Source organism: Cereibacter sp. Soil_C_27 (assembly GCF_057657095.1).
This window is the reverse complement of record NZ_JBDGJD010000002.1, coordinates 471,832-496,010: the sequence shown is the minus strand read 5'-3', so window position 1 is coordinate 496,010 and position 24,179 is coordinate 471,832. Positions and strand designations below refer to the sequence as shown.

Sequence of the window (24,179 nt, the reverse complement as noted above, 5' to 3'; positions counted from 1 at the left end):
CAGCGGGTTTTCGCGGAAACCGCGACCAATTGCCCGGGCTGGAGGGGCGAGTCTCCGCCCGATGCCTCAGCCCGGGTGCGCGAGAACCACCCGGTCGCGCCCGTCGAGATCGGGCAGCACCCGGATCGCCCGCAGTCCCGCCGCAGCAAACAGCGCCGAGACTGCCGCCCCCTGCGTCGGCCCGATCTCGACCATCAGCCGTCCGCCCGGCGCCAGGTGCGCCCCCGCCTCTGCAGCGATGGCGCGGTAGGCGGCCAGCCCGTCGCCACCCGGGGTCAGCGCCAGATGCGGCTCCCAGTCGCGCACCTCGGGCGACAGCCCGGCCATTTCCTCTTCGGCGATGTAGGGCGGGTTCGAGACGATCAGATCGAAGCGCCCCTCCACCCCGGCAAACCAGTCCGCGCCTTGGAACCGCGCGCGCCCGGCAAGCCCCAGCGCCGCCGCATTGCCCTCGGCCACTGCCAGAGCCGCGGGCGACAGATCGGTGCCGAGCCCCTGCGCGGCGGGGCGTTCGGCCAGCAATGTCAGCAGGATCGCCCCCGTCCCGGTCCCGAGATCGAGCAACGAGCCAAAAGGCGCCTCCAGCGCCGCCTCGATCAGCGTCTCGGTCTCCGGCCGCGGGTCCAGCACGTCCCGCGTCACGCGGAAGCTGCGGCCCCAGAACAGCCGCGTGCCGGTGATCTGCGCCACCGGCTGCCGCGCCTCGCGTGCCACCAGCGCCGCTTCGAGCCGGGCGGCGGCCTCGGGGGGCAGCGGGTCGTGCAGATGCAGCGTCAGGCGCTCGGCGGCGATCTGCATGGCATGGGCCAGAAGACGCCGGGCATCGCGGGCCGGATCGTCGATCCCCGCCCCCGCCAGCCGCAGGATCGCGGCTCTGAGCGCCGTCTGCGCCGTCATGCCTCCATCTCGGCCAGCTTCGCCGCCTGATCGTGGGCGGCCAGCGCCTGCACCACTTCCGAGAGATCCCCCGCCATGATCTGCGGCAGGGCATAGAGCGTCAGGTTGATCCGGTGATCGGTCAGCCGTCCTTGCGGGAAGTTGTAGGTGCGGATGCGCTCGCTGCGGTCGCCAGAGCCCACCTGCGACTTGCGGTCGGCCGAGCGCGCCTCGTCCACCCGCTGCCGCTCCAGATCGTAGAGCCGGGCGCGCAGCACCTGCATGGCGATCTCGCGGTTGCGGTGCTGCGACTTCTCCGAGGAGGTGACGATGAGCCCGGTCGGCAGATGGGTGATCCGCACCGCCGAGTCGGTGGTGTTCACATGCTGTCCGCCAGCGCCGGACGAACGCATCGTGTCGATGCGGATGTCGGAGGCCGGGATTTCCAGCTCCACCGCCTCGGCCTCGGGCAGGACGGCGACGGTGGCAGCGGAGGTATGGATGCGGCCCTGCGCCTCGGTCTCGGGCACACGCTGCACCCGGTGCACGCCGGATTCGTATTTCAGCCGGGCAAAGACCCCCTCGCCCTCGACATGCGCCGTCACCTCGCGGATGCCGCCCAGATCGCTCTGCTGCAGCTCGAGGATCTCGAAGCGCCAGCCTTGGGTCTCGGCAAAGCGCTGGTACATGCGCAAGAGGTCCCCGGCGAACAGCGCGGCCTCCTCGCCCCCGGTGCCGGGCCGGATCTCGAGAATGGCGGGCCGGGCGTCGGCGGCGTCCTTGGGCAGGAGTGCCACCCGCAACGCCTGCTCCATCGCCGGGATGCGCGCCTTCAACAGCGGGATCTCGTCTTCCGCCAGCCCGCGCATCTCTGGGTCCTTCAGCATCGCCTCGGCATCGGCCAGATCGTCCAGCGCCTGCTGATAGGCACGGATCTCCGTGACCACCGGCTTCAGCTCGGAATATTCCCGGCTGAGCGCCGCGATCTCGGCAGGCGGCGCCCCGGCAGAGAGCTTGGCCTCGAGAAACTCGAAGCGGCGGATGATCTGGAGGAGTTTGTCCATGGGCAGCATGGCGCGGGTGTGGCGCAGCGCGGCTGGCCGGTCAAGGGGTTGCTGGCCGGAGCGGGGGGCCGTCTGCCCCCGGCAGGCCGCTCACGCTCCCCCGAGGGTATTTCCGCAAGGCAGAGAGCTCAGCGCGCGAGCTCTGCCAGCCAGTCTTCCGCCCGCTTGCGGTTCACCCCCATGTCGCCCTTGCCGAAGCGCGAGCGGGCAAAGAGGCTGACGCTGGTGCCCCTGTCATCGGTCGGGCTGAGCCGGACCGAGGTGTAGTCGGGAAAGCCCCAGAGCGCCGAGCGGGTGATCCAGGTCTTCTGGAAGCCCTCGCCCCCCAGAAGCTCGGTCCGCGGAGTGGCATGGGTGATCGCGTCGAGCCTGGCCGCGATCTGGTCCGGCGGCAGGTCGTAGATCACCGGCTCGACATCGCCCCCCGGCGCCACCAGCCAGCTTTTCAGCGTGCTGTGGCCCGTCACCTCCAGCGGATCGACATGCCAGACCGGCACATCGCTCGGCGCCGTGCGCACATAGATGGCAAAGCTCAGCACGAGGACCGCCAGCGCCAGCAGAACATAGGTCATCCGTTTCATTCCCCTCGCCTTGTCCACCCGTAGAGACAGATCAACTCGTAAGCCACATGGGCGCCCGCGATGGCGGTGGCGCCGGTGGTGTCGAAGGGCGGCGAGACCTCGACCACATCGCCGCCGACGAGGTTGATCCCCGCCAGATCGCGCAGGATCGCCGCCGCCTGCCACGAGGCGAGCCCGCCCCAGACCGGCGTCCCAGTTCCGGGCGCGAAGGCGGGGTCGAGCGCGTCTATGTCGAAGGTCAGGTAGGTCGGGTTGTCGCCGACGATGGCCTTCGCCTTGGCGACGACGGCCGCCACGCCCGTCTCATGCACCTCGCGCGCGTCGATCATGTGCATGCCGAGGTAGTCGTCGCAATGCGTGCGGATGCCGATCTGCACCGAACGCGCGGGGTCGACGTAGCCCAGCTTCACCGCCTTGTACATCATCGTGCCATGGTCGATGCGGCTGAAGTCGTCGTCCTGCCAGAGGTCGGAATGCGCGTCGAACTGGATCACCGAGATCGGGCCGAACTTCTCGGCATAGGCCTTCAGGATCGGCAGGGTGATGTAATGGTCGCCCCCCAGCGTCACCGTCCCCGCCCCGGCCTGCAGGATGCCGCGGATATGCGCCGTCAGCGTCTCGGGAAAATCGGCCACCTTGGCATAATCGAACGCCAGATCGCCGTAGTCGATCACCGACATCTCCTCCAGCGGATCAAAGCCCCAGCCATAGGGCGGGTCGTAGGGCTGCAGCGACGAAGCCTCGCGGATGGCGCGCGGGCCGAAGCGGGTGCCGGTGCGATGCGTCACCGCCTGATCGAAGGGCACGCCGGTCACCGCCAGATCGACGCCGGTCAGATCCTTGGTGTAGCTGCGCCGAAGAAAGCTCGTCGCGCCGCCGAAGGCATTCTCGAAGGCATAGCCGCGCAGGCCCTTGCGGGTGAAGGCGGTATCGACCTCGTTCTTCGCATCTTCCAGAGCCATCAGCCTAGTCTCACCTTCTCGCGGATCAGGGCGTCCGTCACCTGACGGATCGCGGTTTCAAGCGTGTCGCCCACCAGCTCCACATCGCTGGCGGTCAGGGTCAGCGGCGGCGACATGACGTTCAGATGGCCCAGGGGGCGCACGATCAGCCCCATCGCCTCGCAGGCATCGGCGATGCGGGTGCCCACGTCCAGATCGTCGGGCAGCAGCCGCTTCGTCGCCTTGTCGGCCACGTTCTCGACGCAGATCATCAGCTTGCGGCCCCGCACCTCGCCTACCAGCGGCAGGGCCTCCAGCGCGTGCATCCGTTCCTCGAACAGGGCGCCCACCCGCATGGCGTTGCCCAGAAGATCCTCGCGCTCGATGATCTCGATGTTCTTCAGCGCCGCGGCGCAGGCGACGGGATGGCCGGAATAGGTGAAACCCGAGGTGAACCAGCGCGATCCGTCCTCGGCCATCGCCGCCCAGATCCGGTCGGAAAAGATCATTGCGCCCAAGGGGATATAGCCCGACGTCAATCCTTTGGCGCAGGTGATGATGTCGGGCTCTACCCCGAATTCCTCCAGCGAGGCGAACCAGTGGCCGATGCGTCCGAAGGCCGTCACCACCTCGTCGGCGATGAACAGGATGTCATGCCGCCGGCAGACCTGCCACATGCGGTGGAGGTAATCCTTCGGCGGCACGATCACCCCGCCCGACGCCTGGATCGGCTCGGCGAAGAAGCCGCCGATATTGCCCGCGCCGACCCGGTCGATCAGCGCCTCGAACTCGGCAACCAGATGATCGCAGAACGCCGCCTCGTCCATGCCCTCCGGCGCGCGGTAGAGATAGGGCGCGGACAGATGGTGGATGCCGTCCTCCTTGTAGCGGAATTGCGGCACCCGGTCGCCGTTGCGCTTGCCGATGCTCTGCGACAGATAGGTCGAGCCGTGATAGCTCGCCTCGCGCGCCACCAGCTGCACCTTGTCGGGGCGGCCCATGCAGGTCTGATAGAAGGCCACCATCCGCGCGGCGGTATCCACCGCGGTGGAGCCGCCGGTGGTGAAATGCACCCGGTTCAGATCGCCCGGCGCAAGACTCGCAAGCTTGCCCGCCAGCCGCGCCGAAGGGTCGTTGGTATTGTCGACGAAGCTGTTGGAGAAGCCCAGTTTCAGCGCCTGTGCTGCGATGGCGTCGGCCATCTCCTGCCGCCCCAAGCCGATGTTGGTGCACCACATGCCGCCGACCGCATCGAAATACTGCCGCCCCTCGGCGTCCCACAGAAGACAGCCCTCGCCACGCTCGATGACCATGGAGCCCTTGGCCTCGAACGGGCCGAAGTTGGTCCAGGGGTGCAGCGCATGGGCGCGGTCCAGTTCCCAGGTGGAGACATTCGAGAGCGTCATGAAAGGCCTGTCCGTTGTTGCGACGCGGGCAGTCTAGCCGACGCATTGCCGAACGCCAGCCCGCATCGGCGGGGAGGTCCCCGCCTGCAGGCTGGCAATCGACGGAGGGCGGCTCAGCGCAGCGGCTGCGCCCGTTCGACCAGCCGGGCGAAGAAGCTGGCCCCGATCGGCGCCGCCTCGTCGTTGAAATCATAGGCCGGATGGTGCAGCCCCGCCCCCGGCCCGATCCCCATGAAGAGATAGGCCCCCGGCCGCGCTTCCAGCATGTAGGCGAAATCCTCCGACCCCATCTCGCGGTTGGCGCGCGCATCGACCCCCTCGGCGCCGGAGACTTCGCGGGCCACCTCGGCGGCGAAATCGGTCTCGTCGGGATGGTTCACCGTGGGCGGATAGCCCAGCTGATAGTCGATACGCGCCTCGACCCCATAGGCCGCGGCATGGCCTGCAACGATCTCGCGGAACCGCGTCTCGGCCAGCTTGCGCACCTCGGGGGTGAAGCTGCGGATCGTGGCGCAGAACCAAGCCTCCTCGGGGATGATGTTCGAGGCGGTGCCGGAATGCACCTGCGTCACCGACAGCACCAGCTCGTCCAGCGCATAGAGGTTGCGGCTGATGATGGTCTGCAACGCCCCCACCATGCCGCACATCGCCACCACCGGATCGACCGTCTCATGCGGCGTGGCGCCATGCCCGCCCTTGCCGGTGAGATAGACATAGGCCGTGTCCACCGCCGCCATCAGCGGCCCCGGCGTGGTGATGAACTTGCCCAGCGGGATGTTCGGGGCATTGTGGATGCCGTAGACCTGGGTGACGCCGAAGCGGTCCATGACCCCTTCCTTCACCATGATCTCGCCGCCGCCGCCATCTTCCTCGGCCGGTTGGAACATCAGCGCCACGCGACCGGCGAAGTTGCGGGTCTCGGCCAGGTATTTCGCGGCGCCGAGCAGCATGGTCACATGGCCGTCATGGCCGCAGGCATGCATGCGCCCCGGCACGGTCGAGGCATGCTCCGCCCCGGTGATCTCCTCGATCGGCAGCGCATCCATGTCGGCGCGCAGCCCGATGGTCGGGCCTTCGCCCTGCCCCTCGATGATCGCGACGATGCCCGAGGTCGCGATTCCCTCGTGGATCTCGTCCACCCCGAACTCGCGCAACCGCTCGGCGATGAAGCCCGCCGTGGCGTGGCAGTTGAATTCCAGCTCGGGATGCTGGTGCAGATAGCGGCGCCACCCTGTCATCTCGGCCGAGTAATCGGCGATACGGTTCAGAACGGGCATGGTGGACTCCTGCAGGCTGTCGATGGCAAGACCGCAACAGACCCGAAAACCGGAAGGCCCGCAATGCCAGATCAGCCCCGCATCGCCCCGCTTGACCCAGCGTCCTCCAACGCGCTGATCGCCGATCCCGAGGGCGGCCTGCCGCGCCTTCTGGAGATCATGCGCCGCCTGCGCGACCCCGCCACCGGCTGCCCCTGGGACATCGAGCAGGACTTCGCCAGCATCGCGCCCTACACCATCGAAGAGGCGCATGAGGTGGCCGACGCGATCCAGCGCGAGGCCTGGGACGAGCTGGAAGGCGAGCTGGGCGATCTGCTGCTGCAGACCGTTTATCACGCGCAGATGGGGGCCGAGGCCGGGCTCTTCGACTTCGGCTCCGTCACCCGGGCCATCGCCGACAAAATGGTTGCCCGCCATCCGCATGTCTTCGGCGCTGAGTCGCGCGACAAGTCCCCCGATCAGCAGACCGCCGACTGGGAACGGATCAAGGCGGCGGAGCGCGCGGGCAAGGCGCAGGACCGCGTGCTTGACGGCGTGGCGCTGGGGCTTCCGGCGCTCACCCGCGCGGTAAAGCTGCAGAAGCGCGCCGCCCGCGTCGGCTTCGACTGGCCCTCCACCGACGAGGTGCTGGACAAGCTGATCGAGGAATCGCGCGAGCTGGTCGAGGCCCGCGACACTCTGACCCAGACCGAGGTCGAGGAGGAGTTCGGCGACCTGATGTTCGTCATGGCCAATCTGGCCCGGCACATGAAGGTCGATCCGGAAGCCGCTCTGCGGGCGGCAAATTCCAAGTTCACCCGTCGCTTTGCCCGCATCGAGGACTGGCTGGCCCAAACCGGCCGCAGCCCCGCCGACAGCGATCTGGCCGAGATGGACGACCTCTGGAACCGCGCCAAGGCGGAGGACAAGGCGAGGCGATCCGACGCGCAAGACGGTTGACTTGAGTAAAACACTCGGGAATAAAACCGCCATATTCCGAGTAGAGGACTCAACAATGCTCCGCACCAGCCTTCTCGCGCTCGCCCTCGGCAGCACCGCCCTTCCCGCGCTCGCCGAGGAAATGAACATCTATTCCCACCGCCAGCCCGAGCTGATCCAGCCGCTGATCGACGCTTTTACCGCCGAGACCGGAATCGACGTGAACATCGCCTTCGTCGACAAGGGCATGGTCGAGCGGCTGCAGGCCGAGGGCGACCGCTCGCCCGCCGATCTGGTGCTGACCGTCGACATCGCCCGGCTGATGCAGGTGGTCGATGCCGGCGTCACCCAGCCCGTGCAGTCCGAGGTGCTGGAAGCCAACATCCCCGCCGAATTCCGCGATCCCGATGACCAGTGGTTCGGCCTGACCACCCGCGCCCGCATCGTCTACGCCAGCAAGGAGCGCGTGGCCGATGGCGAGGTGACCACCTACGAGGATCTGGCCTCCGACAAGTGGAAGGGCCGCATCTGCACTCGCTCGGGCACCAACGACTACAACGTGGCGCTGCTCGGCGCGGTCATCGCGCATGACGGGCTGGAGACGGCGAAGACCTGGGTCGAGGGGCTGAAGGCCAATCTCGCCAAGAAGCCCGACGGCGGCGACCGCGATCAGGTGAAATCGATCTGGGCCGGCGAATGCGACATTAGCCTCGGCAACACCTATTACATGGGCCAGATGGTGAACGACTCCGAGCAGAAGGAATGGGCCGACTCGGTGCGGATCGTGTTCCCGACCTTCGAAGACGGCGGCACCCACATGAACGTCTCGGGTGTGGCGATGACCAAATCGGCGCCGAACAAGGACGCCGCGCTGAAGCTGATGGAGTTCCTCTCCTCCGACGAGGCGCAGCACATCTATGCCGAGACCAACCACGAATTCCCGGTGAAGCCGGGCGTGGAGCGCTCGGAGCTGGTGGCAAGCTGGGGCGAGTTCACCCCCGACACGCTCAACCTGATGGAGGTCGCGGCACAGCGCGCCGACGCGCTGAAGCTGATGGAAGAAGTCGACTTCGACGGCTGATCCAGCCTGTCACGAAGACCAGGATAAGGAGGGCTGCGGCCCTCCTTTCACATGGACAACTCCGACAGCTTGGGGTTTTGTGCTCAGCTTAAGGAGGAGCAGTCATGCCGGCACCGCGCAAGATCATCATCGACACCGACCCCGGTCAGGACGACGCCGTGGCGATCCTCCTCGCTCTGGCCAGCCCGCAGGAGCTGACCGTGCTGGGGATCACCGCCGTCGCCGGCAACGTGCCGCTGCCGCTGACCCAGAAGAACGCCCGCATCATCTGCGAACTGGCCGGGCGCTGGGACATGAAGGTGTTCTCCGGCTGCGACGCGCCCTTGGCCCGCGCCCTCGTCACCGCCGAGCATGTGCATGGCAAGACCGGCCTCGACGGCCCGGTGCTGCCCGAGCCGGTGATGGCGCTGCAGGAGCAGCACGCCGTCGACTTCATCATCGACACCCTGCGCCGCGAGGCTCCGGGCACCGTGACGCTCTGCGCGCTGGGCCCGCTGACCAACATCGCCACCGCCTTCGACCGCGCCCCCGACATCGTCGAGCGGGTGCAGGAAATCGTGCTGATGGGCGGCGCCTATTTCGAGGTGGGCAACATCACCCCCGCCGCCGAGTTCAACATCTACGTCGATCCCGAAGCCGCCGAGATCGTCTTCAAGTCCGGTATCCCGCTGGTGGTCATGCCACTCGACGTAACCCACGGCGCCCTGACCACCTCCGAGCGGGTCGAGGCCTTCCGCGCCATGGGCACCAACCCCGGCTCGATGGTCGCCGAGTGGACCGATTTCTTCGAACGCTACGACAAGGCGAAATACGGCTCCGACGGCGCCCCCCTGCATGACCCCTGCGTCATCGCCTGGCTGATCCGCCCCGAGCTCTTCTCGGGCCGCCGCATCAATGTCGAGATCGAGACCGAGGGAAAATTCACCACCGGCATGACCGTGGCCGACTGGTGGGGCGTCAGCGGCCGCGCCCCGAACGCGCTCTTCATGCGCGAGCTCGACGCCGACGGCTTCTTCGCCCTCCTCACCGACCGCATCGCCCGCCTCTGATGACGCCCGCGTAGGGTGGGGTTCCACTCCCCCCAAGCGCCAGAAGCGCCCCGCCGAAACCTCACCCCTTCGGCAAGATGACGATGAACCGGCTGCCCTGCCCCAGCTCGCTCTCGATCCGGAACCGCCCCCGGTGGCGGTTGATGATGTGCTTGACGATCGCCAGCCCCAGCCCGGTCCCGCCCTGTTCGCGTGAGCGGTGGCTGTCGACGCGGTAGAACCGCTCGGTCAGCCGCGGCAGGTGGATCGGGTCGATGCCCTCGCCGCGGTCGACCACCTCGATCCGCACCGCCGGCCCCAGACGCCCGAGCGCCTGCGCCTCCGGCCCGACCTGCACCGTCACCAGCTTGCCCGGCGCGCCGTATTTCACTGCATTCTCGATCAGGTTGTGGAACACCTGCGTCAGCTGATCGCCGTCTCCCGGCAGCATCAGCGGCCCCGGCAGCCCCACCCGTTCGATCTGCACGCCCGCCGCCTGAGCCATCGGGCGCAGCGTCGTCGCCGTGCTGTCGATCAGCCCGATGATGTCGATCAGCCCGGTCGGCCGCACCCGCTCGTCCGATTCGACCCGGCTCAGCGACAGGAGATCCCGCACCAGCCGGTTCATCCGCTCGGCCTCGCGCGCCATGATCCCGAGGAACTTCGCCCGCGCCGCTGGATCGTCGCGCGCCGCCCCCTGCAACGTCTCGATAAAACCCAGAAGCGCGGTCAGCGGCGTGCGCAGCTCGTGGCTGACATTGGCCACGAAGTCGCGGCGGATCTGCCCCATCTGCTCCTGCTCGGTGATATCCTCGAAGGCGCAGAGCGCCCCGCCCCGGCCCTCGCCATCCACGGGCGAGACGGTGACGCGGTAGGTCACCTCGCGCGACGGGCCGGTCACGATATGCCGCGCCTGCCCGCGCTGGCGGTGCCGCAACGTGCCCTCGATCGCGTCGAGCAGTCCCGGCTGGCGCATCGCGAGGATGTAGTGGCGCCCGACGATCCCTTCGCCGAACAGCGCAATCGCCGGGGCGTTGGCGGCGCGGATCCGCTCGGCCGCGTCGATCAGCACGAGCGGCAGCGGCACCCCGGCGAGCACCGATCTCATGAACTTCGATTCCATCCTGCTCCCGCCCGAGACTGCTCCCGCGCTCTATAGCCGAAGCCGGGGCCGGGGCCAATTCTCGCATTTCCGCCGTCTGACGTTACGTCACGCTGTCGGCACGGAACCGATTATCCTATCCGCCGCATTCCAATTTTATCCGCGGCAGCTTCCGCCACGTTTTCGCCCCACGTCTCTGGTCTAGGCTTGTCCTGTGTCACATCTACGTCTCATCCGCACCGAAAGCCCGGCACCCTCGCCGTCCCCCCGCGCCCTCCGGCTGTCGGGTGGTGCGGCGCTGACGCTGCCGCCTCTGGGGTTTCCGGCGCCCGAAGAGCATGACGAGACGCTGCTCCTCATCCAATCGCCCGAGTCGCTGGCGCTGATCAACCGCCTGCCGCGGCATGCGACGATAGAGCTCACCCGATTCTCCACCCTGACGAAAAGCCTGCTCACCCGGCTGTCCCCGCACCGCGTCCTGTTTCCCCTCGTCTCCGACAGTCTCGACGCCGCCGAGGTGGTGATGCGGCTGCACCGGCTGCGCTACGCCGGACAGGCCGTGGTGCTGATGCCCTCGCTGCCCGACCCGCAGATGGTCGAGGCCGAACTGCACGGCAATGCGCCGGGCCTCCGGCTCGCCCTGATGACGGTCGACGGCTAGGCGTTGTCGCGCTGCCAGATCCAGTCGTGGTCGGGGTGGTTGCCGAAGCGCCACTTGCGGATCGGCCCGGCCATGACGTTCAGGTAATACATTTCGTAGCCATAGGGCACACCGCAGGGGTGATGCCCCTTCGGCACCAGCACCACGTCATGATCCTGCACCGCCATGGTCTTGTCGAGCGTCCCGTCTTCGGTGAAGACCCGCTGGATGCCATAGCCCTGCGCCGGGTTGAGCCTGTGGTAATAGGTCTCCTCCAGATAGGTCATGCGCGGGAAGTCGTCCTCGTCATGCCGGTGCGGCGGGTAGGAGGACCAGTTGCCCGAGGGAGTGAAGACCTCGGTCACCAGCAGGCTGTCGGCATAATCCTCGGTCTCCATCGCGATGTTGTTGATGAAGCGGGTGTTGGCGCCCTGCCCGCGCTGGGTCAGCGCGATGCCCTCCGGCCCGATCCGCCGGGCGGCGTGGCCGCCCTTGCCCGGTGCCGAGCAGACGGCGAGCACGCAGTCGGTGCTGGCCTCCGCCGCCCAGTCGCTGCCGTTCGGCACATAGAGACAATGCGGCGGCGTCTTCTCGAAGACGCTCATCCGCTCCCCCAGCTCGCCGAAGTCCTCGCCCCCCGCCGAAAGCCGCGCCTTGCCCTCGACCAGCACGAGGATCACCTCCCGCTCTCCCGTCACCTCCGCCGCGAGCTCGCCCGCAGCCAGTCGGTAAAGCCCGAAACCGACATAGCCCCAGCCTGCATCCTCCACGGAGATGTCATGCACCTTCCCCGAAACGCCCCTCGGCTTGCGCAACAATTCCATCCCGCCCCTCATTTTCTGTCCTTAAATATCCTCGGGGGTGCTGAGCGCCCGGAAAACCTGCCAGTGGCAGGTTTTCAGCGAAGCACGCGCATTCCCCCGGAATGCGCTGGGGGGCGCGAAGCCCCCCGGCGCTCTCAACCAGCGGAACGATCCAGCCCCACAGCCTCCGCCATCTCCCGCAGCGCCTTCAGCCCCATCGACTGATAGACCACCGGGTCGCGCACTGCCGCATCCTGCTCGGCCTCTATCACCAGCCAGCCCTCGTAGCCATGTTCCGCGGCGACCTTCAGCACCGGCACGAAATCGACGCCGCCTTCGGCATCGCCCGGCACGGTGAAGACGCCGCGGCGCACGCCTTCGAGGAAGGACAGCCCCTGATCGCGCACCTCGCGCATGATCGCCGGGCGCACGTTCTTGGCATGGATATGCCGCACCCGGCCCATGTGGCGCTGCGCCAGCGCCTCGGGATTGCCGCCGCCGAAGAAGCAATGCCCAGTGTCGAGCAAGAGATGGGTATGCGGCCCGGTGCCCGCCATCAGCCGGTCGATCTCGGCCTCGGTCTCGACGATGGTGCCCATGTGGTGATGGTAGACCAGCGCGATGCCCTGCGCCGCGGAGAAGGCCGCCAGCGCCTCGATCCCGGCGCAGAAGCCGGGCCAATCGGCCTCGTCCAGCACGGGGCGGTCGTTCACCGCCGTGCCGTCGGCGCCATGGATGGCGTTCGAGGTCTCGCAGACGATGATGACCTTGCAGCCCATGCCCTTGAGGATGTCGAGAAACGGCTGCATCGCCGCCTTTTCGGCCTCGACCGGGTTCACCAGCAGGTTGGTCGAATGCCAGCCCGAGACGAAGCGCAGGCCGCGCGGCTCCAGAACGCCCTTCAGCCCCTCGACCGTGGTCGGGAACTTGTGGCCCTTCTCGATGCCGTCGAAGCCGATCTTCGCGCAATCGTCGAGACAGTTCTCCAGCGAGATATGCGCGCCGAGCGTCTGGTCGTCATCGTTCGACCAGGCGATCGGATTGGTGCCGTAGAGGATCATGCATCACCTTCTGTTCAGCCGCCAACCTGCTGACGGCCCACGTTCACTTCATAGTCCTTCCGCGCCTGCGCCAGTTTCTCGGTCCGCCCGACCTCCGGCACCGCCACATCCCACCAGCCGCCGCCGATCCCCGCGCCGGTCTCGGCCTCGGTGTCGATGACGATCACCGAAGGCCCGGCGCGCTCCTGCGCCGCCGCCAGCTCCGCCTCCAGCGCCGCGATATCCGCGGCCTTCACCGCAAAGGCCCCCATCGAGCCCGCATGGGCGACGAAATCCAGCGCCGGCGGGTTCACGATCCGGCTCTGGGCATAGAGGTTGTTGAACGGCATCCCGCCCGTGCCCTGCTGCAGCCGGTTGATGCAGCCATAGCCGCGGTTGTCGGTCAGCACGACAGTGAAGCGGATACCCATCATCGCCGCCGTCGCCAGCTCGGAATTGGCCATCATGTAGCTGCCGTCGCCGACGAAGCAGATCACCTCGCGCTCCGGCTCGGCCATGGCAATGCCAAGCGCCCCCGCGATCTCGTAGCCCATGCAGGAAAAGCCGTATTCCATGTGATAGCCGCCCTTCGACGACCGCCAGAGCACCTGCAGCGCCCCCGGCATGGTCCCCGCCGCGCACATCACCAGCGTCCGCGGCCCGGCATGGCGCTGCACCGCGCCGATCACCTGCGCATCCGACGGCAGCGCATTCCCTGCCTCCGGCGCCGCCATAACCTTGCCCGTCGCCGCGAACCAGGCCTCGCGCAGCCCGGGGTCCGGGCCCTCGAAGCGATGCGCCCCGAGGCCTTCCCCGATCCGCTCCAGCGCCACCTTGGCGTCGCAGGCAAGCGGCATCGCCCCGTGTTTCGACGCATCATAGCCCGCGAGGTTCACCGAGATCAGCCGCCGCGCCGGGTTGGCGAACAGCGTCCGGCTGCCGGTGGTGAAATCCTGAAACCGCGTGCCGATCCCCAGCACCAGATCCGCCTCGGCACAAATCCTGTTGGCGCAGTCGCTGCCGCAGACCCCGGGCGAGCCGAAGTTCAGCGGATCTTCCCAATCCACCGCCCCCTTGCCCGCCTGCGTCTCCACCACCGGAATCCCGTGCCTCGCCGCAAAGGCCGCCAGCGCCGCCTCCGCCCCGGAATAAAGCACCCCGCCCCCCGCCACGATCACCGGCGCCTTCGCCGCCTTCAGCGCCGCCGCCACCTCCCCCAGCTCCCGCGCGTCGGGCTCGGGGCGGCGGATGTGCCAGACCGTCGGCGCGAAAAACTCTTCCGGCCAGTCGAAGCCCTCGGCCTGCACGTCCTGGCAGAAGGCCAGCACCACCGGCCCGCAATTCGCCGGGTCGGTCATCACCCGCATCGCCCGCGGCAGCGCGGTCAGCAGGTGTTCGGGCCGCGAGATCCGGTCGAAATAGCGGCTGACCGGCCGGAAGCAGTCGTTGGCCGAGACCGTCCCGTCGTCGAAATCCTCGATCTGCTGCAGCACCGGGTCCGGCCCCCGGTTGGCAAAGACATCGCCCGGGATCAGCAGCACCGGCAGCCGGTTCACATGCGCCAGCGCCGCCGCCGTCACCATGTTGGTCGCCCCCGGCCCGATCGAGGAGGTCACCGCCATCGCCCGCCGCCGCTGCTTGGCCTTGGCATAGGCAATGGCCGCATGGGCCATGGTCTGCTCGTTCTGGCCGCGCCAGGTCGGCAGCGCGTCGCCCATGCCCTCGAGCGCCTCGCCGATCCCCGCCACATTGCCATGGCCGAAGATCGCCCAGACGCCCTCGATGAAACGGTCGCCCTCCGGCGTCAGCTGCACCGAAAGCCAGCGCATCATCGCCTGCGCGGCGGTCAGACGGATCGTGGTCATGCTGCAAGTCCTCTCGTCCCGCGCGCCGCATCCCAGAGCGCACAGAGCCTCCGGTAACGCTGCGCCATCATCTCGACCGCCGCGGCGTCGTCCATTTCTCCGGCCAGCCAGCCGCGCGCCGCATCGGCAAAGATGGTGCGGCCCACGGCGAAACCCTTCACCAGATCATGCCGCGCCGCAAGCGCCAGCGAGGCGGCCAGTTCGGCCTCGCCCGCATCCAGCCCCAGCACCACAACGCCGCGCACATGCGGGTCGTTCTCGGTGATCGCCGCGCAGGCCCCGGCCCAGGCGGCGTCAGTGGTGAAAGGCTCCAGCTTCCACCAGTCCGGGTAGATGCCGATCTCGTAGAACCGCCGGATCAGCGTTGCCGAGGTCTCGTCGTCCACCGGCCCGACCTTCGACGGGATGATCTCCAGCAGGAACTCCAACCGGTTGCGCCGCGCCGCGTGGAACAGCCGCGTCACCGTCGCCTCCTGCGCTGCCTGCATCTCCGGCGTATCTGTCGGGTGGCAGAAGCACAGCACCTTCACCACATGCTCCAGCGGCCACTCCGACAACCCGCCGAAATCCGGCCCGATCTCCGGCTCCAGTTCCAGCGGGCGCGAGCCGGGCCATTCCACCGGCCGCCCGATCCAGAGACCGGTGCCCGCCGCACGATGCAGCGCCCGCCGCCCCAGACGGCTGTCGCAGAGAATGCCGTGGCCCGGCTGGTCCTCCGCCACCTGCAGCGCCGCCGCAAGGCACAGCTCCTTGAAGGCGCCGATCTTCCGCGCATCCGCCCCCGGCATCGCTTCCAGCTGCATCCGGTGGTCGAAGGCGAAGACCCGCATGGTCTGCCGGTCGCCATGCCGGTTGGTCGCCCAATGCACCTGCTCCAGCGCCGCATCCTTGCGCAGCGCCGGGGTGACGACGCCGCGTTTCAGGAAGAACTGCAGCTCTTCCCAGCTCGGATAAGCGGGGGTGCAGCCGTGCCGGCTGACCGCGAAGGCGCCGCAGGCATTGGCATAGGTCAGCGCCACCGGCCAGGGCTCGCCGTCGAGCCAGCCCTTCAGCAGCCCCGACATGAAGCCGTCGCCCGCCCCCAGCACGTTGAACACCTCGATGGGAAAGCCCGGCCCCGCCTCGCCCTCGTCCAGACTGTCGGGAATGGCGCCGCTGAAGGCCGCGGCCCCCATCGGCCCGCGCTTGCACACCAGCGTCGCGGCCGAAACCGCGCGCACCGCCCGCAGCGCCGCGATGGTGTCGGTGGTGCCGCCCGCGATGTGGAACTCCTCTTCGGTGCCGACGATCAGGTCAAAGAGTTGCAGCGTCGCCTGCAATTTCGCGGTGACGGCGGCGCTCTCGATGAAGCGGCTCTCGCCCGCGCCATGGCCGGCGAGCCCCCAGAGGTTCGGGCGATAGTCGATGTCGAGCGCGGTCTGCGCCCCGGCCTCCCGCGCCAGATGCAGCGCCTTCAGCACGGCGGCCTCGGTGCGCGGATGCGACAGATGCGTGCCGGTCGCCACCACCGCCCGCGCCTCGCCGATGAAGGCCGGATCGATGTCCTCCTCGCAAAGCGCCATGTCGGCGCAATTCTCGCGGTAGAAGATCAGCGGAAACTGGGTCTCGTCGCGGATGCCCAGGAGCACCAGCGCCGTCAGCCGTTCGGGGTCGGTGACCACGCCGCGCACGTCGACGCCCTCGCGCGCCAGCTCCTCGCGGATGAAGCGGCCCATGTGCTCGTCGCCGACCCGGGTGATCAGCGCCGACTTCAGCCCCAGTCGCGCGGTGCCCGCCGCCATGTTGGTGGGCGAGCCGCCGATGTATTTCTGGAAAGACCCCATGTCCTCCAGCCGCCCGCCGACCTGCGCGCCGTAGAGGTCGACCGACGAGCGGCCGATGGTGATGACGTCGAGCGTCTTCATGGACTCCCCTCCCGTGCATGTCCTGTGCATCGGTTGTGCATCGCCGTGTGGAGCCGGCTCGCAGGACGTTTTGGAATATTTATTCCATTCGCCCCGTCAGGGGAAGCATTTTCTGCGGCTCAGCTGGTCGAGGCCTCATCCCGCGCCGAACCCACGGCAACCGCCAGTGCAAGCGCCATGGCGATGGTGGCGGAAAGCGAGCGGAAGGCGCCGAAATCCACCTCGGGCACCGCCACCACCGCATCGGCCAGCCGGGCCAGCGGGCTGGTCAGATGGTCGGTCATGGCCACCACCGGCAACCCCCGCGCCCGCGCATCCTGCGCCAGCGTCAGCGTCTCCTCGGAATAGGGCGCGAAGGTGATCGCCAGCAGCGCGTCACCCGGCCGCAGCGCGAAACGGTGGTCGAGCTTGCCGACCCCGTCATGCAGCATCGCCGGAACCGACATCTTTTCAAAGACATAGGCGAGGTAACTCGCCACCGGAAAGGCCCGCCGCAGCCCGACGACATGCACTGTCTCGGCCTTGGCCAGCCGCGCCACCGCCGCCTCCAGCGCCGCCTCGTCCACCGATTTCGCCAGCGCTTCCAGCGACAGCCGCCCGGCTTCGACAAACTCCGCCAACAACGCCGCAGGGCTGCCCGCGCCATTGTCCTTCAGGTTGCGCAGCCGCGTGGAATAATCCGGCCAGCCGGGGGTATAGGCGTCGCGGAACAGCTTCTGCATTTCCGAGAAGCCGGAAAACCCCATGATCTGACAGAAGCGCATCAGCGCCGAAGGCGGCACCTCCGCCCCCGCCGCCAGTTCCGCCACGGTCGAGACCGCGATCCGATCGGCATTGGCGGCGACGAAATCGGCGCATTGCCGCATCCGCCGCGGCAGGCTGTCCGACAGCGCCGAAAGACGGTCGCGGAACTCCTCCACCGTGGTCGGAGCCGGAAACGGCGGGGCAGCATGATCCATGCGGTTTTCCTTGCAGGACGAAACGGGCTCAGGCTACACGGATGGAACAAATATTCCAATCGGAAAGCTCGGAGGGCGGAATGACAAAGATCGGCGTCGGCGTGATCGGCACGGGTTTCATGGGCAAAACCCATGCCCTCGCCTGGCGCAATGTCAAGGCGGTGATGGGTTGCGCGGCGGTGCCGGAGCTGGCGGTGCTCTGTGACACGCCGCTGGACCGGGCCGAGGCCTTTGCCGGACAGCTGGGCTTTGCCCGCGCCACCGACGACTGGCGGGCGCTGGTGGCGGATCCGGCGGTGCAGGTGGTGTCGATCACAACGCCGAACCGGCTGCATCACGAGATGGCGCTCGCGGCGCTGGCGGCGGGCAAGCATGTCTGGTGCGAGAAGCCGATGGCGCTGACACTGGCGCAGGCCGAGGAAATGGAAGCGGCGGCGCGCAAGGCGGGGGTGGTGACGCTGGTCGGCTACAACTACCTGCGCAACCCCGCCTATGCCCATGCGCAGCGCCTGCTGGACGAGGGCGCCATCGGCCGCGTGGTGCAGTTCCGCGGCTGGGTGGACGAGGATTATCAGGCCGATCCCGAGCTGCCCTGGACCTGGCGCGCGACGTTGGCCGAGGCGGGGCTGGGCGCGCTCGGCGATCTCGGCTGCCACCTCGTCTCGCTCGCGACCGGGCTCATGGGGCCGGTGGAGAGCCTGATCGCCGACACGCAGGTGATCCATCAGACCCGGCCCCTGCCCGAAGGCGGGCGCGCGGCGGTGGAGAACGAGGACGCCGCCTCGGCACTCCTGCGCTTTGCCGGCGGCGCGCAGGGGTCGATGGTGATCTCGCGCTCGGCCTGGGGGCGGAAGTCGCGGCTGGGGTTCGAAGTGCATGGCACCGAGGGCATGATCGTCTACGATCAGGAGCGAATGAACGAGCTGCAGCTCTACCAGAACCGCGGGCCGCTGGCCGAGCAGGGCTTCAAGACCATCCTCACCGGCCCGGCGCATCCGCCCTACGGCGCCTTCTGCCCGGCACCGGGGCATCAGCTGGGGTTCAACGACCTGAAGGTGATCGAATGCGCGGCGCTGGTCGAGGCGCTGTCGGGCGGCGCGAAGGCCCATCCCGATTTCACCGATGCGCTGGCCTTCGAGCGGGCGATCCATGCCATGGCCGAAAGCGCGCGAACGGGGCAGCGGGTGACGCTCTAACCCGCCACCCCACGCAGCAGCCTTGCCCGGGCGGGCGGGATGGCACGGATCTCGAGCCCGGTGAAGACATGCAGGGTGTTCAGGTCGCGGTCCACCACCGCATGATCCGACACCCAGCCCCCCATCAGCAGATAGGTGCGCAAGAGCGGCGGCATCCCCAGCATGGCGCGCTTGATGTCGGGGGTCTTGCGCGCCAGCTTCTGGGCGAAGCGGAAGACGTTGGGCGCCTTCACCCGCGGAAGCCAGCGGCTGGGCGCGAGATGGCTGTCCTTCAGCATGGCGAAGGCATCGGCGTGATCCTCGGCCTCGGTACCCTGGAAGGAGGAGCAGCCGAAGAGCATCTCCACCCCGGTCTCGTCCACCATGCGCGTCATCGCCCCCCAGGCCACGCGCAGGATATCGGGGTCGCGCCAATCGGGATGGATGCAGAACCGCCCGAGTTCAACCATCGGCCCGGCGAAGCTCTCGAGCGCCGAAAGCTCGTAGAACTGCGCCGAATAGCTGCGGCCGATCTCGCCCCCGCCGGTCAGCGGCAGCAGGCGGAAGCAGCAGACAAGGCTGCCGCTCTTCGTCTCCTCCACCATCACATGGCTGCAGAGCGCGTCGAAGGCATCGGCGTCCAGCCCCTCGCCCGTCTTGCGAAAGGCACGTTGGCGCAGGGCCTGACAGGCTTGAAGGTCTTGGGGCGAGAGCGCCATGCGCGCGGCATAGCGGCCTTTGCTCAGGGCCAGCACAGGCGAACTCCTCATGCCTTGGCGAAGCGGGACGGGCATCCTAGATATGACTGCGACATATCCTGCAGGCAAGCGGCCACCGCAATGCGACAGGATGGAGCCATCAGGAGTGAAAGAATGACAGACCGTATCACCAAGACGGATGCCGAATGGCGCGCCCAGCTCTCGCCCGAGGCCTACAAGGTCACGCGCCAGCACGGCACCGAACGTGCGGGCACGCATGACGATTTCCCCAAGCAGCCGGGCGTCTTCCATTGCGTGGGCTGCGGCGCGGCGCTGTTCGATCAGGCGCAGAAGTTCGAGAGCGGCACCGGCTGGCCAAGCTTCTGGGCGCCGATCGGTGAGGAGGCGGTGGAGACCAGCGAGGATCGCAAGTTCTTCATGCGCCGCACCGAGGTTCATTGCGCCACCTGCGAGTCGCATCTGGGCCACGTCTTCCCCGACGGGCCGCAGCCGACCGGGCTGCGCTACTGCATGAACGGCGTGGCGATGACCTTCGAGCCGAAGGAGTGATCCTTCGGCCCCGGGGCTGGCGACCGCAGGTCGCCGGCTGCCGGGTCAGCGGTCGTCGGGTCAGCGATCGTCGGGCTCGATGAACTGGTCGGCGCGGAACTGGCCGATGTTGCCCAGAAGCTGGCCGATCAGGCTGACGCCCTTGATGTTGGTCTTCGTCACGCGGCGCGACAGCGGCACCACCTTGCCCTCGGCCAGACCGAAGCGCTCGACATTCTCGACGATGCCGCCGGGGGTGAAGCTGATCGCCACCACCTGACGCTCGATCTCCTCGGGCTTCTTGGCGCCGAAGAGGCGATAGCGGCTCTGGACGTAATACCAGCCCTCGTCGTTCAGCAGACCCGCCGCCGAGGGGCGGCCGACGATCTCGGCCACGGTTTCGCGCGTGTCCTGGCCGACGGTGATTTGCGCCAGGGCGCTGTCCTCGGGGGCATAGCCGTGATTGCGATAGACGGGCGCACAGGCCACGACCGCGAAGACACACAGACCCAGCACCGCGCGCCGCGCGCCCCGGATCAGCGCAACCGTCTTGAACCCGCCTGCCCCGCCCATACCGACCTCTTGCCTTGGGGGCCGAAGCCCCGTATCCCAAACCGGACGCTACCGTCCGTCCCGGCTTTGTCTCCGGCTTACAGAAGGTCAGCCTCGGGTTCAAGAAAGGAACGCGTGGCCGGCTCGCCGCCGAGGGATGCTGCCGGACCTGCCGACCACCGCAGGGATGCGCTGCCCGCAGGAGGCGGGGGTGCATGCCAGAAATACCCCGTATTCCGAAAGAAACACGCCATGTCCGACCCGATGCACGCTTCGAGCGAAGACCTGCCGGTCTCCCTCCCGTTCCGCGTCTCGGCGCTGCCGTCGCGCAAGCCGACCCATTTCGCCATCAAGCCAAACGCGGCCACGCAGGCGCTGGTGGCGGCGCTCCTCGGCATTTCCGAGGTGCGCGGCTTCAGCTTCAAGGGCGAGATCCGGGCGGCGGGCCGGCACGACTTCGTGCTGGAGGCGCGACTCGTTGCCACGGTGGTGCAGCCCTGCAGCATCACCCTTGCCCCGGTGACGACCGCGATCGACGAGCCGGTGACGCGCCGCTATCTGGCGGAGTACGCCGCGCCCGAGGGTGACGAGGTCGAGATGCCGGAGGATGACACCAGCGAGCAACTGCCGGAGGTCATCGATGCCGGGGCCGTGGCGGTCGAGGCGCTTGCACTGGCGCTGCCGCTCTATCCCCGCGCGCCGGGGGCGGAGTTGGGAGAGCTGGCCGTGGCACCCCCCGGTGCCGCGCCGCTGCGCAACGAGGATCTGCGTCCCTTCGCCGGGCTTTCGGCGTTGAAGGACAAGCTCACGGGTGGTGGCGAGGGCGGAAGCGCCTGATCGCCGGGCCGAGATGCGAAAGGGGCTTGCGCCGGGCCAGAATCCCACTATGTTCCGCGCCTCGTTCAAAGCGTGGATCCGACGCGCCCTGCCGTTTGGGCAATGGCCAGATCCCAAAGGAAAATCAGGGGCTTGCCCCTCAGTAACCCAAGGTTGAGACATGGCAGTCCCTCAGAACCGAGTCACCAAATCCAAGCGCAACATGCGCCGGGCCCATGACGCTCTCGTGGCCTCGAACCCCGCCGAATGCTCGAACTGCGGCGAGCTGAAGCGCCCGCACCACGTCTGCGGCGCCTGCGGCCACTATGATGCCCGCGAAGTCGTCGCCATGACGACCGAGACCGATCTGGACGAGGACGCGGCGTAAGCCGCTCCGGTCAGCGCCAGAGCCGCCATGTCGAACGGAAGCACATCTCCGGTCAAGGGCGCGGGGCGCATCGTCATCTCCGTTGACGCGATGGGTGGGGATCGCGGGCCGGCAGCCGTCGTTGCCGGTCTGGTCCAGTCTGCGGAGAAGAACCCCGACGTCGCCTTCATCCTGCATGGCGACGAGGCCGAGCTGCGTGGCCTCATCGGCCGCCGCAAGGAGCTGGCCGATCGCTGCGAGCTGCGTCACGCCCCCCGCGTCGTCACCATGCACGACAAGCCCAGCCAAGTCATGCGCCATGGCGAGGGCACCTCGATGTGGTCCTGCATCGAGAGCGTGAAGAAGGGCGAGGCCACGGTCGCGGTCTCCTGCGGCAATACCGGCGCGCTGATGGCGGTGTCGATGATCCGGCTGCGCAAGCTGCCCGGGGTCAACCGCCCGGCCATCGCCTGCCTCTGGCCCTCGCGCAATCCCGGCGGCTTCAACGTGATGCTGGACGTGGGCGCCGACATCAAGGCGGACGCCGGCGACTTCCTGCAATATGCCACGATGGGCGCCTCCTATGCGCGCAACGGCCTGAACCTCGACCGTCCGCGCGTCGGGCTGCTGAACGTCGGCACCGAGGATCACAAGGGCAGCGCCGAGCTGAAGCTGGCCAATGACCTGATCGCGGCCCATGCCACGGCAGGCGGCTACGAATATGTCGGCTTCATCGAAGGCGGTGACATTCCCGGCAACCGCTGTGACGTGATCGTGACCGACGGCTTCACCGGGAATATCGCGCTGAAGACCGGCGAGGGCACTGCCAAGCTGATCTCGGACTTCCTGCGAGAGGCCTTCGGGGCCAACGTCCTGTCTAAGATGGCCGCCGTGCTGGCGCTCGGATCGCTGAAAAGGCTGCAGAAACGGATAGATCCGCGCCGGGTGAACGGCGGCGTCTTCCTCGGGCTGAACGGCACCGTGGTCAAATCGCACGGCTCGGCGGATGCGACCGGCGTCTCGGCGGCGATCAAGCTGGCCTTCCAACTGGCGCAGTCGGGCTTCAACGACCGGCTTGCGGCACGGGTTGCATCGGCTGGCCGCGCGGGGCAGGATGCCCCCCGGGACGACAGCGCCCCAAGCAATTCAGGCAACGGTATCAAATAATGACAACGCGCGCCGTGGTGATGGGCGTCGGGCATTACCTGCCCGATCGGATCGTGCCGAACTCTGAACTCGAAGCACGGATCGACACCTCCGACGAATGGATCCGCAGCCGCTCCGGGATCGAACGGCGGCATTTCGCGGCGGAGGGCCAGACGACCTCCGATCTTGCCGCCCGCGCCGCGCGTGCCGCCCTCGACGATGCGGGGATGCAGGCCGACGATCTCGACGCGATCATCCTTGCCACCTCGACCGCCGATCTCACCTTCCCCTCCGCCGCGACCATGGTGCAGGCGGCGATCGGCATGAGCCGGGGCTTTGCCTATGACGTGCAGGCGGTCTGCGCCGGCTTCGTCTTCGCGCTGGCCAACGCCGATGCGCTGATCCGCTCGGGTCAGGCGAAACGCGTGATGGTGATCGGAGCCGAGACCTTCAGCCGGCTGATGGACTGGACCGACCGCACCACCTGCGTGCTCTTCGGTGACGGCGCGGGAGCGCTGATCCTCGAGGCCGCCGAGACGGAGGGCGCGCCGTCGGACCGCGGCATCCTGTCCACCGATCTTCACTCCGACGGGCGCTACCGAGATCTCCTCTATGTCGATGGCGGCTCCTCCACCGGGACGACCGGCTACCTGCGCATGCAGGGCAAGGAGGTCTTCCGCCATGCTGTCGAGAAACTCGCCGAGACGGCGCATGTCGCGCTCGACAAGGCGGGACTCTCCAGCGCCGATGTCGACTGGATCGTGCCGCATCAGGCCAATCTGCGCATCATCAGTGCCACGGCGCAGCGGATGCAGGTTCCGATGGACCGCGTGGTGCTGACGGTGCAGGATCATGGCAACACCTCGGCAGCCTCGATTCCCCTCGCGCTGTCGGTCGGCAAGGCGCGTGGACAGATCAAGCGCGGCGACCTTCTGGTGACCGAGGCGATCGGTGGCGGGCTGGCCTGGGGCTCGGTGGTTTTGCGCTGGTAAGCGCGCATCAACCTGCCCTTCCAAGCCGTTGATATTGACTCGGAAAATCAAACCGCTCATCCTGCGTGAAATCAATCCGGGGGATGGGATGAGCGAAAAGACTCTGACGCGCATGGATCTAAGCGAAGCCGTCTTCCGCGAGGTCGGCCTGTCGCGCAACGAATCCGCGCAACTTGTTGAATCGGTTCTGCAACATCTCTCCGATGTGCTGGCCTCGGGCGAGACGGTGAAGATCTCGTCCTTCGGCACCTTCTCGGTGCGCGACAAGTCGGCCCGCATCGGCCGCAACCCCAAGACCGGCGACGAAGTGCCGATCAGCCCGCGCCGCGTGCTGACCTTCCGGCCGTCGCATCTGATGAAAGATCGCGTGGCCGCTGGCGCGAAACGCTGATCGGAAAC

The 24,179-nt window shown here is 67.9% G+C and carries 25 protein-coding genes; 11 read left to right on the top strand and 14 right to left on the bottom strand.

Annotation, left to right across the window (positions count from 1 at the left end):
- Positions 1-66: 66 nt before the first annotated feature.
- From prmC to AC3A5Z_RS09325, 6 genes are all read right to left on the bottom strand, one after another.
- Positions 67-897: a peptide chain release factor N(5)-glutamine methyltransferase gene (gene prmC, locus AC3A5Z_RS09350; protein ID WP_487519090.1), complete on the bottom strand. Its 831-nt coding sequence runs from the start codon at positions 895-897 to the stop codon at positions 67-69.
- Entirely contained in the window at positions 894-1,949 is a 1,056-nt protein-coding gene (gene prfA, locus AC3A5Z_RS09345; protein WP_487519089.1) for a peptide chain release factor 1, read from the bottom strand. The genes prmC and prfA overlap by 4 nt, the downstream gene beginning before the upstream one ends.
- Positions 1,950-2,068: 119 nt before the next feature.
- A complete protein-coding gene (locus AC3A5Z_RS09340) occupies positions 2,069-2,521 on the bottom strand; it encodes a DUF1499 domain-containing protein (RefSeq protein ID WP_487519088.1) in 453 nt (150 codons plus the stop codon).
- Positions 2,518-3,483 carry an agmatinase gene (gene speB, locus AC3A5Z_RS09335; protein ID WP_487519087.1) on the bottom strand — a complete coding sequence of 322 codons (966 nt, stop codon included), beginning with the start codon at positions 3,481-3,483 and terminating at the stop codon, positions 2,518-2,520. Before speB ends, AC3A5Z_RS09340 begins: the two co-directional genes overlap by 4 nt.
- On the bottom strand, positions 3,483-4,868 hold the full coding sequence (locus AC3A5Z_RS09330; RefSeq protein ID WP_487519086.1) for an aminotransferase: 1,386 nt from the start codon (positions 4,866-4,868) through the stop codon (positions 3,483-3,485). Before AC3A5Z_RS09330 ends, speB begins: the two co-directional genes overlap by 1 nt.
- Positions 4,869-4,981: 113 nt before the next feature.
- On the bottom strand, positions 4,982-6,145 hold the full coding sequence (locus AC3A5Z_RS09325; protein ID WP_487519085.1) for a M20 aminoacylase family protein: 1,164 nt from the start codon (positions 6,143-6,145) through the stop codon (positions 4,982-4,984).
- A 63-nt stretch (positions 6,146-6,208) separates the two neighbouring features.
- Between AC3A5Z_RS09325 and mazG the strand changes: the two genes are divergently transcribed.
- From mazG to AC3A5Z_RS09310, 3 genes are all read left to right on the top strand, one after another.
- A complete protein-coding gene (gene mazG, locus AC3A5Z_RS09320) occupies positions 6,209-7,084 on the top strand; it encodes a nucleoside triphosphate pyrophosphohydrolase (protein ID WP_487519084.1) in 876 nt (291 codons plus the stop codon).
- Between the two features lie 55 nt (positions 7,085-7,139).
- On the top strand, positions 7,140-8,144 hold the full coding sequence (locus tag AC3A5Z_RS09315; protein ID WP_487519083.1) for a Fe(3+) ABC transporter substrate-binding protein: 1,005 nt from the start codon (positions 7,140-7,142) through the stop codon (positions 8,142-8,144).
- A 104-nt stretch (positions 8,145-8,248) separates the two neighbouring features.
- On the top strand, positions 8,249-9,193 hold the full coding sequence (locus AC3A5Z_RS09310) for a nucleoside hydrolase (protein WP_487519082.1): 945 nt from the start codon (positions 8,249-8,251) through the stop codon (positions 9,191-9,193).
- A 61-nt stretch (positions 9,194-9,254) separates the two neighbouring features.
- Here AC3A5Z_RS09310 and AC3A5Z_RS09305 read toward each other — a convergent pair whose 3' ends face one another.
- Positions 9,255-10,295 (bottom strand): sensor histidine kinase, encoded by a 1,041-nt coding sequence (locus AC3A5Z_RS09305; RefSeq protein ID WP_487519081.1) that lies wholly within the window; start codon positions 10,293-10,295, stop codon positions 9,255-9,257.
- 193 nt (positions 10,296-10,488) lie between these two features.
- Here AC3A5Z_RS09305 and AC3A5Z_RS09300 point away from each other — a divergent pair, with 193 nt between their 5' ends.
- A complete protein-coding gene (locus tag AC3A5Z_RS09300) occupies positions 10,489-10,935 on the top strand; it encodes a hypothetical protein (protein ID WP_487519080.1) in 447 nt (148 codons plus the stop codon).
- Here AC3A5Z_RS09300 and iolB read toward each other — a convergent pair.
- The 5 genes from iolB to AC3A5Z_RS09275 form a co-directional block, all read right to left on the bottom strand.
- Positions 10,932-11,738 (bottom strand): 5-deoxy-glucuronate isomerase, encoded by an 807-nt coding sequence (gene iolB / locus AC3A5Z_RS09295; RefSeq protein ID WP_487519079.1) that lies wholly within the window; start codon positions 11,736-11,738, stop codon positions 10,932-10,934. The genes AC3A5Z_RS09300 and iolB overlap by 4 nt on opposite strands.
- A 134-nt stretch (positions 11,739-11,872) precedes the next feature.
- Positions 11,873-12,778, bottom strand: a complete 906-nt coding sequence (gene iolE, locus AC3A5Z_RS09290) for a myo-inosose-2 dehydratase (protein WP_487519078.1) — start codon at positions 12,776-12,778, stop codon at positions 11,873-11,875.
- A gap of 14 nt (positions 12,779-12,792) precedes the next feature.
- The gene (gene iolD, locus AC3A5Z_RS09285) at positions 12,793-14,622 is read right to left on the bottom strand and encodes a 3D-(3,5/4)-trihydroxycyclohexane-1,2-dione acylhydrolase (decyclizing) (RefSeq protein ID WP_487519077.1); all 1,830 of its coding nucleotides are present in this window, start codon (positions 14,620-14,622) and stop codon (positions 12,793-12,795) included.
- Positions 14,619-16,526 carry a bifunctional 5-dehydro-2-deoxygluconokinase/5-dehydro-2-deoxyphosphogluconate aldolase gene (locus AC3A5Z_RS09280; RefSeq protein ID WP_487519076.1) on the bottom strand — a complete coding sequence of 636 codons (1,908 nt, stop codon included), beginning with the start codon at positions 16,524-16,526 and terminating at the stop codon, positions 14,619-14,621. The genes iolD and AC3A5Z_RS09280 overlap by 4 nt, the downstream gene beginning before the upstream one ends.
- Positions 16,527-16,645: 119 nt before the next feature.
- The gene (locus tag AC3A5Z_RS09275; protein ID WP_487519075.1) at positions 16,646-17,485 is read right to left on the bottom strand and encodes a MurR/RpiR family transcriptional regulator; all 840 of its coding nucleotides are present in this window, start codon (positions 17,483-17,485) and stop codon (positions 16,646-16,648) included.
- Between the two features lie 80 nt (positions 17,486-17,565).
- Between AC3A5Z_RS09275 and AC3A5Z_RS09270 the strand changes: the two genes are divergently transcribed.
- Positions 17,566-18,681, top strand: a complete 1,116-nt coding sequence (locus AC3A5Z_RS09270; RefSeq protein ID WP_487519074.1) for a Gfo/Idh/MocA family protein — start codon at positions 17,566-17,568, stop codon at positions 18,679-18,681.
- On the opposite strand, the gene AC3A5Z_RS09265 is transcribed toward AC3A5Z_RS09270, so the two are convergent.
- Positions 18,678-19,415: a GNAT family N-acetyltransferase gene (locus AC3A5Z_RS09265; protein WP_487519073.1), complete on the bottom strand. Its 738-nt coding sequence runs from the start codon at positions 19,413-19,415 to the stop codon at positions 18,678-18,680. The two genes, AC3A5Z_RS09270 and AC3A5Z_RS09265, sit on opposite strands and share 4 nt — an antisense overlap.
- A 117-nt stretch (positions 19,416-19,532) precedes the next feature.
- Here AC3A5Z_RS09265 and msrB point away from each other — a divergent pair, with 117 nt between their 5' ends.
- Positions 19,533-19,928: a peptide-methionine (R)-S-oxide reductase MsrB gene (gene msrB / locus AC3A5Z_RS09260; RefSeq protein WP_487519072.1), complete on the top strand. Its 396-nt coding sequence runs from the start codon at positions 19,533-19,535 to the stop codon at positions 19,926-19,928.
- A gap of 60 nt (positions 19,929-19,988) precedes the next feature.
- Here msrB and AC3A5Z_RS09255 read toward each other — a convergent pair whose 3' ends face one another.
- Positions 19,989-20,480, bottom strand: a complete 492-nt coding sequence (locus AC3A5Z_RS09255) for an outer membrane protein assembly factor BamE (protein ID WP_487519071.1) — start codon at positions 20,478-20,480, stop codon at positions 19,989-19,991.
- 231 nt (positions 20,481-20,711) lie between these two features.
- Between AC3A5Z_RS09255 and AC3A5Z_RS09250 the strand changes: the two genes are divergently transcribed.
- From AC3A5Z_RS09250 to ihfA, 5 genes are all read left to right on the top strand, one after another.
- Entirely contained in the window at positions 20,712-21,296 is a 585-nt protein-coding gene (locus tag AC3A5Z_RS09250) for a YceD family protein (protein ID WP_487519070.1), read from the top strand.
- A gap of 160 nt (positions 21,297-21,456) precedes the next feature.
- A complete protein-coding gene (gene rpmF, locus AC3A5Z_RS09245; RefSeq protein ID WP_107662060.1) occupies positions 21,457-21,663 on the top strand; it encodes a 50S ribosomal protein L32 in 207 nt (68 codons plus the stop codon).
- Between the two features lie 27 nt (positions 21,664-21,690).
- Positions 21,691-22,809: a phosphate acyltransferase PlsX gene (plsX, locus tag AC3A5Z_RS09240; protein ID WP_487519069.1), complete on the top strand. Its 1,119-nt coding sequence runs from the start codon at positions 21,691-21,693 to the stop codon at positions 22,807-22,809.
- Positions 22,809-23,780, top strand: a complete 972-nt coding sequence (locus AC3A5Z_RS09235) for a beta-ketoacyl-ACP synthase III (RefSeq protein ID WP_487519068.1) — start codon at positions 22,809-22,811, stop codon at positions 23,778-23,780. Before plsX ends, AC3A5Z_RS09235 begins: the two co-directional genes overlap by 1 nt.
- Positions 23,781-23,868: 88 nt before the next feature.
- Entirely contained in the window at positions 23,869-24,171 is a 303-nt protein-coding gene (gene ihfA / locus AC3A5Z_RS09230) for an integration host factor subunit alpha (protein WP_487519067.1), read from the top strand.
- The last annotated feature ends 8 nt before the right edge of the window (positions 24,172-24,179 follow it).